The sequence below is a fragment of the Peribacillus aracenensis genome, from assembly GCF_025175645.1.
Classification (GTDB): Bacteria; Bacillota; Bacilli; order Bacillales; family DSM-1321; genus Peribacillus; species Peribacillus aracenensis.
The window spans coordinates 186,672-200,181 of the sequence record NZ_JANZMJ010000005.1 but is presented as its reverse complement, the minus strand read 5'-3'; the positions used below and the strand labels follow the sequence as shown (position 1 = coordinate 200,181).

Below are 13,510 nucleotides of genomic sequence, written 5' to 3'. Positions count from 1 at the left end.
AGGAGTGGTTTATATGAAACTTTGTACAATCGGACTTGGTTATATAGGACTTCCAACTTCTTTAATGTTTGCGAAACACGGTGTCGATGTTGTCGGCGTGGATATCCATCCTGAGATTATTTCCAATTTGAATAGCGGCAGGCTCCATATCGAAGAACCAGGTTTGGGAGAGGTATTGCAAGAAGTGCTTATTTCCAATAAGTTCAGAGCTGCGTTAAGCCCGGAACATGCGGATGTTTTCATTATCGCGGTGCCTACACCAAATAAAAAGGACATACATCAATCTTGTGATTTAACTCATGTCATGGATGCAACCTCCAACATTCTTCCTTTTATCAAAAAAGGGAATGTCATCATTATCGAATCGACGATAGCGCCGAGAAGCATGGATGATCATATTAAACCGATGATCGAGAGGACGGGCCTTACCATCGGAAAAGACATTTTCCTCGTTCATTGTCCGGAACGTGTTTTACCTGGAAGGATTCTTGAAGAGTTGGTTCATAATAACCGTATCGTCGGAGGCATCACGGAAACATGCTCATATAAAGGAAGCCTTGTTTATAAAACCTTCGTTCAAGGGGAGATCATTCAGACGGATGCGAAAACGGCTGAAATGTCCAAACTGATGGAAAACACCTTCAGGGATGTCAATATCGCCCTTGCGAATGAGCTGACGAAAATCTGTTTCGAGCTTGACATCAATGTTTTGGATGTCATATCGATGGCGAACAAACACCCTCGTGTGAATATACACCAACCTGGGCCAGGCGTTGGCGGCCATTGTTTAGCGGTCGATCCATATTTCATCGTTGCAAAGGCACCAGAGTATGCGAGAATCATTAAATTGGCCCGTGATACCAATGTATCGATGCCTTATTACATCGTTAATTCCGTAAGGATGATGCTAGAGGGGATCCGGAATCCAAAAGTCGCCGTTTTCGGTCTTGCATACAAAGGAAATGTAGATGATATTCGAGAAAGTCCCGCCATTGATGTCGTCAATATCCTGATGGGGATGGACAACATGGATGTAGCCTTGCATGACCCGCATGTCCAATCCGGAAAGATGCCAGTCGTATCTGTCGAAGACGCTGTAAATGATGCCGACTTGATACTTGTCTTGACTGACCATGATGAATTTAAACAGATGGACTATGATAAGCTAGCGAATCTCATGAGCAATAAATTGATTTTGGATACACGCAATTGCATTGATGCAACTAAAACAGATGTCCCGGTGGCCAACCTGGGCAATATATATGAATACAAAACGATGTCCATGAAAAAAGCCAGGAATAAAGCGATCATCTAAAAACTTGGACAAACATCGTTAATGGAATAAGGATAAAGGCGGCGCTGTCTATGACAGTGCCCTTTTTCCAATGAAGAAAAGGACCATGCAAGAGCTTGGTCCTTTCAGACAGATTGTAGAAACAATCCTTTCCGCCGAGACTGTCTGTGTCTGCCAAGCCTCTCGCAGCGGGCATCCGGCGGGGGCTTGGGAAGCCAGTTATTCGACAGCAAGCAAGCGCCGTTTTTCGCCCTGTCCAGCACTATATACGACCGTAGACGCCATTTTTCGCCCTATTTTGCTTAATAAAGAAAAACATAGTCTTGGTTCGGTTCGGGAAGAGATACTTTCTTGTCGACAAACTGAAAGGACCAAGCAAGAGCTTGATCCTTTTGTGTAAAATTTATTAAGCTGTCGGTCCGCCAAGTTCTTCGATCTCACTTGGAACGCTTTTGAATTTCTTGAAGTTTGCACGGAATTGAGCGGCAAGGTCTGTTGCTGCTTCTTTATAAGCTGCAGGATCTGCCCAAGTCTTGATTGGTTGAAGCACTTCATCAGGAACACCAGGAACATGAAGCGGGATATCCAAACCGAAGATATCATCTTTGATCGTTTCGATGTTCGCTAATTCACCTTCAAGTGCAGCTTGTACCATTGCACGGGTGTAAGCAAGTTTCATACGGCTTCCAGTTCCATATGCACCGCCAGTCCATCCAGTGTTGACAAGGTATACCTTTGCATTGTGCTCGTCGATTTTATCACCAAGCATCTCGGCATAGCGTGTAGCTGGAAGCGGTAAGAATGGTGAACCGAAGCAAGTGGAGAATGTAGCTTCCGGTGAAGTTACGCCTCTTTCAGTACCAGCCAATTTACTAGTGTATCCGCTTAGGAAGTGGAACATTGCCTGTTCTTTGGAAAGCTTGCTGATTGGAGGCAGAACGCCTGAAGCATCAGCTGTCAAGAAAATGATTGTATTTGGATGTCCTGCAATACTTGGGTTCACGATGTTATCGATCGCTTGCATTTGGTAAGCAGCACGAGTGTTTTCAGTCAATGAACTGTCATCATAGTTCGCTTCACGTGTATCCGGATCAACAACAACATTTTCCAGTACGGCACCGAAACGGATCGCATCGAAAATTTGTGGTTCTTTTTCACGTGAAAGGTTGATCGTTTTCGCATAGCAGCCGCCTTCGATGTTGAATACGCCGTTAGAAGACCAGCCGTGCTCGTCATCGCCAATCAGTTTACGGCTCGTGTCTGCAGACAAAGTCGTTTTGCCTGTACCGGACAGACCGAAGAATAAAGCGACGTCCCCTTCACGTCCTACGTTAGCAGAGCAATGCATTGGAAGGATTCCAGCCTCTGGAAGTAAGTAGTTCATGATCGAGAAGATCGATTTTTTCATTTCTCCTGCATATTCCGTTCCGCCGATCAGGATGGTACGGCGTTCAAATGAAACGATGATGAAAGTTTCGGATGTAGTTCCGTCAACTTCCGGGTCTGCTTTGAAGTTAGGTGCAGAAAGGATTGTGAATTCAGCTTCGTGACCTCTCAATTCCTCTTCGTTTGGACGGATGAACAAAGTATGGGCGAAAAGGTTATGCCAAGCATATTCATTAACAACACGGATCGGAAGACGTGATGATTCATCTGCACCAGCGAAACCTTTAAAAACAAAAATCTCTTCTTTTGCTTTTAGGTAGTCAACTACTTTATTATATAGTTTATTGAATACATCTTCGGAAATTGGCTGGTTCACTGGACCCCAATCGATTTTATCTTTAACTGATGCTTCTTCAACGATATATTTATCTTTAGGTGAACGACCTGTATATTTGCCAGTTTCAGCTTTTACCGCACCGGTTGATGTTAGAACGCCTTCATTTCTGCTTAATACTTTTTCGACCAATTGAGGAACTGAAAGTTGAGTTTGCACATTGTTTCCTGTTAATAATTGGTGTAACTCATTAGAAACGTCTACAGAATTCATATATGAGGTACCTTCCTTTGTTTAAGTTTTTAGATTACAATTAGTATAACACATTCATTTAATTAGTCTATACTATTTCTTTTAATTTGTGATTATTTTCAGTTGGTTGCGTTAATCATTTTCATCCGGCAGGAACCGATTCAGGATTACCGCATAAACTTTCATGAAGATAATTTTATTTTAATAGGAAGTAAGTAAGCAATATATGGCTAAAGGGAAAGTCAGGATGTCGTTCCTTTTCGGATGCTCATTCCTTTATTATTAATGGCAATTTACAACATTTCTATTCGTATTTTGCATTGTAAGCCCTTCTAGGACGTTGCAACAACATGTTTTTTCAAATGAACGCCATTCTGGATGGATATCATCTTTTTAGAAAAGCATTGACAAGTTCCAGCCAGATACGATAATATCTTAAATTGTACGGATTCTCTTATCCCGAGTTGGTGGAGGGACAGGCCCTTTGAAACCCAGCAACCTGCCATAATGAACTTGACTCCAAGATCGATCGCCGAAAATAAAGCGAAGGTCTTCAAGGAATAGTGGTGATGGTGCTAACCTGAGCAAGGTAAAAACCCTTGAACGATAAGAGTGAAAGGATAGAAGACAGAATGTTAAACCTTTCCTCATTTGCCAGGGAAGGTTTTTGTGTTTTTTAATAAGTAATTCTGTGTCTATAGTTGAAACTAATGAGGGAAACGAGTTCCGTAAAATTCAGGCTTTTGCCTGCAACATACTAACTTCCAAGGAGGAAATATGATGTCAAAGAAACGTCTATTTACTTCTGAATCTGTTACAGAGGGCCATCCGGACAAAATTTGTGATCAGATTTCAGATTCCATTTTAGATGCTATCCTAGCTAAGGATGCAAATGCACGTGTTGCGTGTGAAACTAGCGTAACTACAGGTCTTGTACTTGTTGCCGGTGAAATTACAACCTCCGCTTACGTAGATATTCCGCGTATCGTTCGTGATACGATTAAAGGAATTGGCTACACACGTGCGAAATACGGTTTCGATGCTGAAACTTGTGCCGTGTTGAGTTCCATTGATGAGCAGTCTGCCGATATCGCAGCTGGTGTCGATAAAGCATTGGAAGCTCGTGAAGGAAACATGTCAGAGGAAGAAATCGATGCAATCGGTGCAGGGGACCAAGGTCTTATGTTCGGATTTGCTTGTAATGAAACAGAAGAGCTTATGCCGCTTCCGATTTCATTGGCGCATAAACTTTCATTCCGCTTGGCTCAAGTCCGTAAAGATGAAACTCTTGCTTACCTGCGCCCTGATGGTAAAACACAGGTAACTGTGGAATATGATGAAAATAACGTTCCTGTACGTGTAGATACGATCGTTATCTCTACACAGCATGATGCAGAAATTACGCTTGAACAAATTCAAGCCGATCTAAAAGAACATGTGATCGAAGCAGTCGTTCCAGCTGAATTGATCGATGCCGATACTAAGTACTTCATCAACCCGACTGGCCGTTTCGTAATTGGCGGACCTCAAGGGGATGCTGGTCTTACTGGACGTAAAATCATCGTTGATACTTACGGCGGATACGCTCGCCACGGCGGCGGTGCATTCTCTGGTAAGGATGCTACTAAAGTTGACCGTTCTGCTGCATACGCTGCTCGTTATGTTGCGAAAAACATCGTGGCAGCCGGCCTTGCCGACAAAGCGGAAGTTCAATTGGCCTACGCAATTGGTGTTGCAGAGCCAGTATCTATCTCAATTGATACGTTCGGAACTGGTACAGTTAGCGAAGAAGTCCTTGTTGACCTAGTTCGCGCTAACTTCGACCTTCGTCCAGCAGGTATCATCAAAATGCTTGACCTTCGTCGCCCGATCTACAAACAAACAGCTGCCTACGGACACTTTGGCCGTACAGATGTCGATCTTCCATGGGAACGCACGGACAAAGCAGAAACATTAAAAGCACAAGCGTAATCCATATAAAAAAGGGTGTCCCGCAATTAGCGGGGCACCTTTTTTATGGATTAATTTTGCCGTCAGCGGGAATAATTCAAGAAATCCCAAAAAAATTCAACTTACGTGCAATACGCGTGAGTCAGGGGCGTTTACAAGTTTGTTTGGGTCAACTACTCGTAAGTTAGAGCAGTTTACTCGTGAGTTAGTAGCAATTACTCGTAAGTTAGAGCAATTTACTCGTGAATTAGTAGCAATTACTCGTGAGTTAGAGCGTTTTACTCGTGAGTTAGGGCATTTACTCGTAAGTTAGAGCAATTTACTCGTGAATTAGAGCAGTATACTCGTGAGTTAGAGCGTTTTACTCGTGAGTTAGTGCAGTTTACTCGTGAGTTAGAGCAGTATACTCGTGAGTTAGAGCAGTATACTCGTGAATTAGAGCAGTTTACTCGTGAATTAGAGCAATTTACTCATGTTAGTAGCAATTACTCATGAGTTAGAGCGTTTTACTCGTGAGTTAGTAGCAATTACTCGTGAGTTAGAGCAGTTTACTCGTGAGTCAGAGCAATTACTCGTGAGTTAGAGCAGTTTACTCGTAAGTTTGTAACGTTTACTGGTGAGTTACAGTATAATACTCGTAACTTTCAGTCAATTGGTCGTGCGTTACTTTATTCGTTCAGCCGTTTTATAGTATTGTCCTTTTTCGGCGTATTCACGTACGATGCGTTCCATATCCTGGCGGTCTTCTTCGTTGATTTCGCGAATGACTTTAGCTGGACGTCCGAATGCCAGCATGTTCGGTGGAATGACTTTACCTTGGGGAACGAGACTGCCGGCACCGATGAAGGCCCCTTCGCCGATTTCGGCTTCATCTAGCACGATCGATCCCATGCCGATCAAAGCTCCTTTGCGGATTTTACAGCTATGTAAAATGACCTGATGGCCAATGGTCACTTCATCCTCGATGATCAATGGATTATTTGGGCTTTGGTGCAGGATGCTGTTATCCTGTATACTGACTTTTTTCCCGATGATGGTTGGGGATACATCACCGCGAATGACGGAATTGAACCAAATGGATGTTTCGTCGCCGATTTTGACATCACCTGTCACGACAGCATTCTCAGCGATATAAGCGCTTTCAGCGATTTCAGGTTCTTTGCCTTTATACGGATAAATAATCAATTTCAATCATTTCCTTTCCGAAGTGAATGTTTTTATGTATTATTTTAATATACCGTATGTAAATACACTTGGCTATTTATAATAGCAATGTACAACTTGTTAGATTTCTTTTTTGTCGAAAATCACGAATATGGTTATAATTTATATATATTATTTTGACTATCATGAATCGTACACAACAAGTGAAAAGCGAAAGGGGGATTTCGAATGTGGAAATGGGAGACAGAAGGAGACGCAAAAGGAGTCATTGTCATCATTCATGGGGCAATGGAACATCACGGACGTTATAAGTGGGTAACACAAATGTGGCTTTCAGCTGGATACCATGTCGTCATGGGCGACCTTCCTGGGCAGGGTATGACAACTCGCGCCTACCGGGGACATATCGATTCCTTTGATGAGTATTTGGACGAAGTGAAAAGCTGGATAGAAGAGGCTTACGAATATTCGTTGCCGGTCTTTTTGCTTGGACACAGCATGGGCGGTTTGATTTCGATACGCCTTCTTCAGGAAGAGGAATGGGACATTGCAGGGGTGATTCTTTCTTCTCCATGCTTGGGCCTCGTGACGAAGCCGCGGAAGTTCCTTACAACCATCTCGCATGGTTTGAACATCGTGACGCCTATGTTCAGGGTAGATTCCGGATTGACACCTGAAATGGCGACGAGAAGTGCGGAAATCCGTGAATCCGATAGAAACGATACATTATATATCACGAAGGTTTCGATCCGCTGGTATCGCGAGCTCGCACAGGCCATGAAGGATGCTTTTGAAGAGATTCCTGAATTTCAGGATGTGCCGCTTTTGGTCATGCAGGGCGGAGATGACCGAATCGTGAATAAGAAGGCGGTTCGTGAGTGGTTTAATTATAACTTGGCCAGTGAAAAGCAATATAAGGAATGGCCGAAGCTTTATCATGAAATCTTCAATGAACCAGAGAGAGATGATGTATTTCAATATGCGCTGAGTTTTGTTGAAAACCGTTTAAAGATATTAGGGTATGTCGTTTGATCAGTACATACTTTCACGATAAATGAAAAAGCTGCCGAATGTAATCTCGGCAGCTTTTTTTATTTGGTTCAGCCTGCGTTTTTAAGCATTTCATTCGATTTGATGACCGGTGCCCAGAAAGTAACCGGATACATAAATTGGTTTAAATGTGTAAGTTCTTTTTTATTGGATAATGCGGTCGATAGAAGATAAATGGATTTGAAGGTCAAGTCATTGGCGAATAGGTCCAAAAGAGTCGCTTTCATATTCATGATCGATTCATGGTTTTGGGTGGAAATCATTAAATCGAGCTGTGGCAGGAACTTATCAAAATGATGATCGAATTGTTTGAGGTCGTCCATGGTTTTTTGTTTTTCTGTCAACGAGTTAAGCGAGCTGACAAAATCCCCGTATTGCTCATTTGAATCCCTTTTGATTTTTTCAGTCAATATATCCGTCAGTAATGAAGTAGGCAAATGTTCCATTTTCTGCACCCTCTTATCTATTTTCTATCATTATAATCATTATAGACGAAAAATTCAAAAAGTTATGATTGGTAATTCTGCTGCTGCGAGTTGGGATTGAAAAAACACCGTTCGTGGCGAACGGTGTCAAAAGTCATCATCTTTTTTCAATCGCGACAATGAATGGTGGATTGTTTGCTTGGTTGATGAACCCGTATTTCAGGATATGGGCTTTCTGTTGAGGGAAGTTCTCTACGTAATCCATCAATGCATCCCGTTCTTCCGATCCCCCCGGATGACCATGGTAAATGACGAGGATGATGATGCCTTCAGGCGCCATCAGTTCGAACAGCTGTTCAATGGCTGATATTGTCGTATCGGCTTGGGTAATGATTGATTTGTCTCCGCCAGGAAGGTAGCCTAGGTTGAAAATGGCACCTGTGATCTTTCCGGAATGTTCATTCTTGATGTATTTGCTTACATGTTCATGCCCATCGTGAATGAGGGTGCAGCGCTCTTGTAAATTCTCGGCGTCCAGTTTCGCCGTTGTGGTTTGGATCGCTTCTTTCTGAATATCAAAACTATAGACATGTCCATTTACACCTGTAAGCCCTGCAAGAAAGGCCGTATCAAAACCGTTGCCCATCGTGCCATCCATGGTTATATCCCCGGGGCGGACCGCTTTTTCCAGCAGAATCCTGGCGAATGGCAAAATTCGATCAAGCTTCATGATTGTACCTCCGTGTGATGATTTTTTCCCTGCCAGCTGTTGCGGCGTTTCAATTCGGCGTCAATGGCATTCAAGACATCCCATTTATTGACGCTCCACATTGGACCGATCATCAAATCGATCGGACCGTCACCCGTAATGCGATGGACGATCATTTCTGGAGGGATTATTTCGAGCTGGTCACATACCAGACTGACATAATCGTCACGGTCAAGAAATTCGAGCAGGCCTTTTTCATATTGTTTGACCATCGGTGTCCCTTTTAATAGATGAAGTAAATGGATCTTTATCCCCTGCACATCGAGTTTGGCGACTTCACGGGCTGTTTCCATCATCATGCCGTAATCTTCCTGAGGTAGGCCATTGATGATATGGGAGCATACGCGGATGCCGTGTTTGCGCAGTTTATCGACGCCTTCTTTGTAGCAATCGAAGTCGTGGGCACGGTTGATCATCGTTGCGGTCTTTTCATGAACGGTCTGGAGACCAAGCTCCACCCAAAGGTAGGTGCGTTCGTTCAATTCCGCTAAATACTCGACTACATCATCTGGAAGGCAGTCCGGGCGTGTCGCGATCGAGAGTCCGACGACACCTTCCTGGGTCCATACACTTTCGTATTTCTCGCGAAGCTCTGCCACGGGTGCATGCGTATTCGTGAACGCTTGGAAATAGGCCATATATTTTCCATTTTTCCATTTATGATGCATCCGTTCGCTGATCTTCTTGAACTGGACGTCGAGGGGTTCAATCCTGTTGCCCGCAAAGTCACCAGAGCCTGAGGCACTGCAGAAGGTACAGCCGCCATGTGCGACGGTGCCATCACGGTTCGGACAGTCAAAACCCCCATCCAGGGCAACTTTAAAGACCTTATGTCCAAAATGTTCCCTCAGGTGGTAATTCCATGTATGATATCGTTTGTTATCCGTTGCATATATAAACGGGTTTGCTTGATTCAAATCAGCAACCTCCTAAATAAAATAAAGAGCAACATATATTATACAACATTCTCGCAGCTAGGTCTTTTTTCGAAAAATAAGCGTATACTGTATACTTGAAGGCTAAACATTTTGCTGCTATTTCCAGTATATCTTTGAATGACTATATCCAATCGGGAGCTGATGGACATGACCGGTCAAGTTGAAGAAGCGATTAATCAAATGAAAAAGAAATTAGCCGAAAATAATCAGGTGATCGAAGTAAATGAAGATGGGTTTATATACAAAGCGACTTGCACCTTCAATTCACCTGCTTCGGATGAACAAATTCATTCCTTTGAAAAGAAAACCGGACTGCTTCTGCCCGAGGATTATAAGGAGTTTTTAAGAATAACCAATGGATGCCGTCTGTTCGATAATGTGGAATCGGGTGGGGAAAATGATTTATACAGTCTGGATGATATTATTAATTACACATATGAAAATTCATACGAGGGATGCTAGAAAGTGGCCTGCATTTATCAAGATAATATCGTCATCGATGGGGAAGCAGTCGCTAAAGGCGATAAGGAGTATTTAATGGTAAAAGGCCATATCGATGATTTTGAAGAAGGAGAGAAACTCCATATGGGCTTTGCTGAATGGATTGAGCGGTTCATTTCCCATCAAGGTGAGAAGTTTTGGGATAAAGGTTGAATGCTCAAAAAAAATGATAATCCAACCGTTATTTGCTCAAACTAAACAAGATGATTCCGAATCATCCAAATGAGACGCGAAGGAGAGGGTTTGAAATGGCAACCAGACAATCCGTCGATCATTTTTTAGAGCAATGTGAAGGGGCTCTCCATTTTGCAGAGTATGAATTTAACGAGGCCTCACGGCAGGAGCATTATGATGATGAACAATTTCAAAATTCGCAAAAGTATATCGAAGAGGCTTTGACGGATATGGAGCGATTGTATGCCAGTTCGAATGACCAGCAACGGGAAATGCTATCGCGGATGAAGCAGCAGTTGAATCAATTGAGGAATGAAATGATCTTACTGCGACATTAAATGGAAACAAGGGAGCTATGAATGAATAGCTCCCTTTTTTGCACAATTTTTCTTTAATTCGCATATATAATGAAAAACCTGTCGATAATGTTTATGTACGGCTATTGCAATTGTCGATGAAATTGACTAGAATAAAATAAAATGCAATATTCTCATAAAGACTGTGATGAGGAATAGTAGCGGTTTAAACCAGTAAAGAGAGTTGACGGGTGGTGCAAGTCAATCTGGGATGGTCGTGAACTCGCCTTGGAGTCCCGGGTGTGAAGGTGAAAAGTAATGCCTGGCGTTTTAATCCATGTTACGGATGTTTTAAGCTGGGCGGATTTTAGCTATCGCCAATGTGGGTGGTACCGCGGGAAGATATACATAATCCTCTCGTCCCTATTTTGGGATGAGGGGTTTTTTATTGTTTTTTTATACGGAAATTAGGAGGAAATCATATGAGTTTTGATCATAGAAGCATAGAAACGAAATGGCAAAAGTATTGGGAAGGCAATAAGACATTCAAAACGGGTGAAGAAAGCGGCAAACGCAAATTCTATGCGCTGGATATGTTCCCGTATCCTTCAGGGGCCGGTCTTCATGTAGGGCACCCGGAAGGTTATACGGCAAGCGATATCCTGGCACGGATGAAACGGGCGCAGGGGTATAATGTATTGCACCCGATCGGCTGGGACGCTTTTGGACTTCCTGCAGAGCAATATGCAATCGATACGGGAAATGATCCGGCTGAATTCACGGAACACAACATCAACACGTTCCGCCGCCAAATCAAAGCCCTTGGTTTTTCTTATGACTGGGATCGCGAAATAAACACGACAGATCCCGACTATTACAAATGGACGCAATGGATCTTCTTGAAATTATATGAAAAGGGCCTTGCATATATTGATGAAGTGGCCGTTAACTGGTGTCCGGCACTTGGTACGGTATTGGCTAACGAAGAAGTCATCGATGGGAAAAGTGAGCGTGGGGGCCATCCGGTCGAGCGCCGTCCGATGAAACAGTGGATGCTTCGTATCACGGCGTATGCAGACCGCTTAATCGATGATCTGAATGATGTGGATTGGCCGGAAAACATCAAGGATATGCAGCGTAACTGGATTGGCCGTTCCGAGGGAGCGGAGGTTACATTCAATATCGATGGCTTTGATGAAACATTCACGGTGTTCACGACTCGTCCGGATACGTTATTCGGGGCAACATATGCCGTATTGGCACCTGAACATCAGTTTGTCGATAAAATTACGTCGGCTGATCAAAGGGCGGCAGTTGAGGCCTATTTAGATGAAGTGAAACATAAAAGCGACTTGGAAAGAACAGACTTGGCAAAGGACAAATCAGGCGTGTTCACGGGGGCTTATGCCATTAACCCGGTAAACGGCGAAAAAATGCCGATCTGGATTGCCGATTACGTGTTGATCAGCTATGGAACAGGAGCAATCATGGCCGTTCCTGCCCATGATGAGCGTGATTATGAATTTGCAGTCAAGTTCGACTTGCCGATCAAGGAAGTCGTAGCTGGCGGAGACGTGACAAGTGAAGCATATACAGGCGATGGTCTTCATGTGAATTCGGAATTCCTTGATGGATTGAATAAAGAAGAAGCCATTTCGACCATGATCAAATGGCTGGAAGAGAAAGAAATCGGAACGAAGAAAATAACATACCGCCTTCGCGATTGGTTATTCAGCCGTCAGCGTTACTGGGGTGAACCGATTCCAATCATCCATTGGGAAGACGGCACGATGTCTCCAGTGAAGGAAGAAGATCTTCCGTTGATTTTACCAAAAGCTACGGACATCAAGCCTTCAGGTACAGGCGAATCACCACTTGCGAACATATCGGAATGGGTGAATGTTACGGATGAAAACGGACGAAAAGGGCGCCGTGAGACAAACACGATGCCACAGTGGGCAGGCAGCAGCTGGTACTTCCTACGTTATATCGATCCTGACAACAAGGAAGCACTTGCAGATCCTGAAAAATTAAAAGAATGGATGCCGGTCGACATTTATATCGGCGGCGCCGAGCATGCGGTGCTTCACTTGCTTTACGCTCGTTTCTGGCATAAATTCTTGTATGATATCGGTGTCGTGCCAACGAAGGAACCATTCCAAAACCTATTCAACCAAGGAATGATCCTTGGCGAGAATAATGAAAAAATGAGTAAATCCAAAGGGAATGTCGTGAACCCGGATGATATCGTTGAAAGCCATGGTGCCGATACACTTCGCATGTACGAAATGTTCATGGGACCATTGGATGCTTCGATTGCCTGGTCCACAAACGGATTGGACGGTTCTCGCAGATTCCTTGACCGTATCTGGCGTTTATTGGTCAACGATGACGGTACGATCACAGATAAGATGACAGAAACCGATGACACGGGCAAGCTCGAAAAAGTCTATCATCAAACGGTTAAAAAAGTGACCGAGAACTATGAGGAATTGAAATTCAATACGGCGATTTCACAATTGATGGTATTCATTAATGATGCTTATAAAGCGGATTCGCTTCCTAAAGTATATATCGAAGGCTTCGTAAAGCTGCTTGCACCAGTTGCACCGCACATCGCCGAGGAAATTTGGTCTAAATTGGGTCATTCCGAAAGCATCACGTACGGAACATGGCCGGCTTTCGACGAAGCGAAGTTAGTGGATAACGAAGTCGAAATCGTCATCCAAATCAACGGAAAAGTCAAAGCGAAATTAATGGTGCCGACTGACACTACGAAAGAAAAACTGGAAGAAATCGCGATGGGTGATGATTCCATCAAAGAACAAATCGATGGAAAAACCATTCGTAAAGTGATTGCCGTACCAGGCAAATTAGTCAATATCGTCGCCAACTAAATAATAATGATTGGAAGCTGTCCCGCATACTTTTACTGCGGGGCAGCTTTTTTTTCGCAGTCATTGACCGCCATAGGAAA

13 protein-coding genes, 1 riboswitch and 1 other annotated feature are annotated in these 13,510 nt (G+C 43.5%); of the genes, 8 read left to right on the top strand and 5 right to left on the bottom strand.

The genetic code is table 11. The features are described 5' to 3' along the window. The first annotated feature begins 13 nt into the window (after positions 1-13). The gene (locus N0M92_RS07890; RefSeq protein WP_260285239.1) at positions 14-1,315 is read left to right on the top strand and encodes a nucleotide sugar dehydrogenase; all 1,302 of its coding nucleotides are present in this window, start codon (positions 14-16) and stop codon (positions 1,313-1,315) included. 385 nt (positions 1,316-1,700) lie between these two features. On the opposite strand, the gene pckA is transcribed toward N0M92_RS07890, so the two are convergent. Then, positions 1,701-3,287 carry a phosphoenolpyruvate carboxykinase (ATP) gene (gene pckA / locus N0M92_RS07885; protein ID WP_192206811.1) on the bottom strand — a complete coding sequence of 529 codons (1,587 nt, stop codon included), beginning with the start codon at positions 3,285-3,287 and terminating at the stop codon, positions 1,701-1,703. A 430-nt stretch (positions 3,288-3,717) separates the two neighbouring features. After that, positions 3,718-3,879, top strand: a riboswitch (SAM riboswitch). A 164-nt stretch (positions 3,880-4,043) separates the two neighbouring features. On the opposite strand from pckA, the gene metK reads away from it, so the two are divergent. Together metK and N0M92_RS07875 are read left to right on the top strand one after the other, a co-directional pair. Beyond that, the gene (gene metK, locus N0M92_RS07880) at positions 4,044-5,237 is read left to right on the top strand and encodes a methionine adenosyltransferase (RefSeq protein ID WP_260285238.1); all 1,194 of its coding nucleotides are present in this window, start codon (positions 4,044-4,046) and stop codon (positions 5,235-5,237) included. Between the two features lie 139 nt (positions 5,238-5,376). Further along, positions 5,377-5,529, top strand: a complete 153-nt coding sequence (locus tag N0M92_RS07875; RefSeq protein ID WP_260285237.1) for a hypothetical protein — start codon at positions 5,377-5,379, stop codon at positions 5,527-5,529. Positions 5,530-5,879: 350 nt separating this feature from the next. Here N0M92_RS07875 and N0M92_RS07870 read toward each other — a convergent pair whose 3' ends face one another. After that, positions 5,880-6,398 (bottom strand): gamma carbonic anhydrase, encoded by a 519-nt coding sequence (locus N0M92_RS07870; protein WP_053537396.1) that lies wholly within the window; start codon positions 6,396-6,398, stop codon positions 5,880-5,882. A 210-nt stretch (positions 6,399-6,608) separates the two neighbouring features. Here N0M92_RS07870 and N0M92_RS07865 point away from each other — a divergent pair, with 210 nt between their 5' ends. After that, the gene (locus tag N0M92_RS07865) at positions 6,609-7,412 is read left to right on the top strand and encodes an alpha/beta hydrolase (protein ID WP_260285236.1); all 804 of its coding nucleotides are present in this window, start codon (positions 6,609-6,611) and stop codon (positions 7,410-7,412) included. A gap of 68 nt (positions 7,413-7,480) precedes the next feature. On the opposite strand, the gene N0M92_RS07860 is transcribed toward N0M92_RS07865, so the two are convergent. From N0M92_RS07860 to N0M92_RS07850, 3 genes are all read right to left on the bottom strand, one after another. After that, positions 7,481-7,876 (bottom strand): hypothetical protein, encoded by a 396-nt coding sequence (locus N0M92_RS07860; protein WP_260285235.1) that lies wholly within the window; start codon positions 7,874-7,876, stop codon positions 7,481-7,483. A 136-nt stretch (positions 7,877-8,012) separates the two neighbouring features. Then, positions 8,013-8,585, bottom strand: a complete 573-nt coding sequence (locus N0M92_RS07855; RefSeq protein WP_260285234.1) for a class I SAM-dependent methyltransferase — start codon at positions 8,583-8,585, stop codon at positions 8,013-8,015. Further along, on the bottom strand, positions 8,582-9,541 hold the full coding sequence (locus N0M92_RS07850; RefSeq protein WP_260285233.1) for a TIGR01212 family radical SAM protein: 960 nt from the start codon (positions 9,539-9,541) through the stop codon (positions 8,582-8,584). Before N0M92_RS07850 ends, N0M92_RS07855 begins: the two co-directional genes overlap by 4 nt. Before the next feature lie 168 nt (positions 9,542-9,709). Here N0M92_RS07850 and N0M92_RS07845 point away from each other — a divergent pair, with 168 nt between their 5' ends. The 4 genes from N0M92_RS07845 (at position 9,710) to leuS (ending at position 13,430) form a co-directional block, all read left to right on the top strand. Continuing rightward, entirely contained in the window at positions 9,710-10,024 is a 315-nt protein-coding gene (locus N0M92_RS07845) for an SMI1/KNR4 family protein (RefSeq protein WP_260285232.1), read from the top strand. 3 nt (positions 10,025-10,027) lie between these two features. Next, complete coding sequence (locus N0M92_RS07840) at positions 10,028-10,216, top strand: hypothetical protein (protein ID WP_260285231.1); 189 nt, start codon at positions 10,028-10,030, stop codon at positions 10,214-10,216. Between the two features lie 95 nt (positions 10,217-10,311). After that, a complete protein-coding gene (locus N0M92_RS07835) occupies positions 10,312-10,575 on the top strand; it encodes a DUF2524 family protein (protein WP_192206805.1) in 264 nt (87 codons plus the stop codon). A 154-nt stretch (positions 10,576-10,729) separates the two neighbouring features. Further along, positions 10,730-10,961 (top strand) — a binding site (T-box leader). Between the two features lie 54 nt (positions 10,962-11,015). After that, positions 11,016-13,430: a leucine--tRNA ligase gene (gene leuS, locus N0M92_RS07830; RefSeq protein ID WP_260285230.1), complete on the top strand. Its 2,415-nt coding sequence runs from the start codon at positions 11,016-11,018 to the stop codon at positions 13,428-13,430. Positions 13,431-13,510: the final 80 nt, after the last annotated feature.

Excerpts from the sequence above, each read along its gene's own strand:
- N0M92_RS07865 (WP_260285236.1), top strand. The coding sequence starts at position 6,609 with ATGTGGAAATGGGAGACAGAAGGAGACGCAAAAGGAGTCATTGTCATC.
- N0M92_RS07860 (WP_260285235.1), bottom strand. The coding sequence starts at position 7,876 with ATGGAACATTTGCCTACTTCATTACTGACGGATATATTGACTGAAAAA.
- N0M92_RS07855 (WP_260285234.1), bottom strand. The coding sequence starts at position 8,585 with ATGAAGCTTGATCGAATTTTGCCATTCGCCAGGATTCTGCTGGAAAAA.
- leuS (WP_260285230.1), top strand. The coding sequence starts at position 11,016 with ATGAGTTTTGATCATAGAAGCATAGAAACGAAATGGCAAAAGTATTGG.
- metK (WP_260285238.1), top strand. The coding sequence starts at position 4,044 with ATGATGTCAAAGAAACGTCTATTTACTTCTGAATCTGTTACAGAGGGC.
- N0M92_RS07835 (WP_192206805.1), top strand. The coding sequence starts at position 10,312 with ATGGCAACCAGACAATCCGTCGATCATTTTTTAGAGCAATGTGAAGGG.
- N0M92_RS07890 (WP_260285239.1), top strand. The coding sequence starts at position 14 with ATGAAACTTTGTACAATCGGACTTGGTTATATAGGACTTCCAACTTCT.
- N0M92_RS07845 (WP_260285232.1), top strand. The coding sequence starts at position 9,710 with ATGACCGGTCAAGTTGAAGAAGCGATTAATCAAATGAAAAAGAAATTA.
- pckA (WP_192206811.1), bottom strand. The coding sequence starts at position 3,287 with ATGAATTCTGTAGACGTTTCTAATGAGTTACACCAATTATTAACAGGA.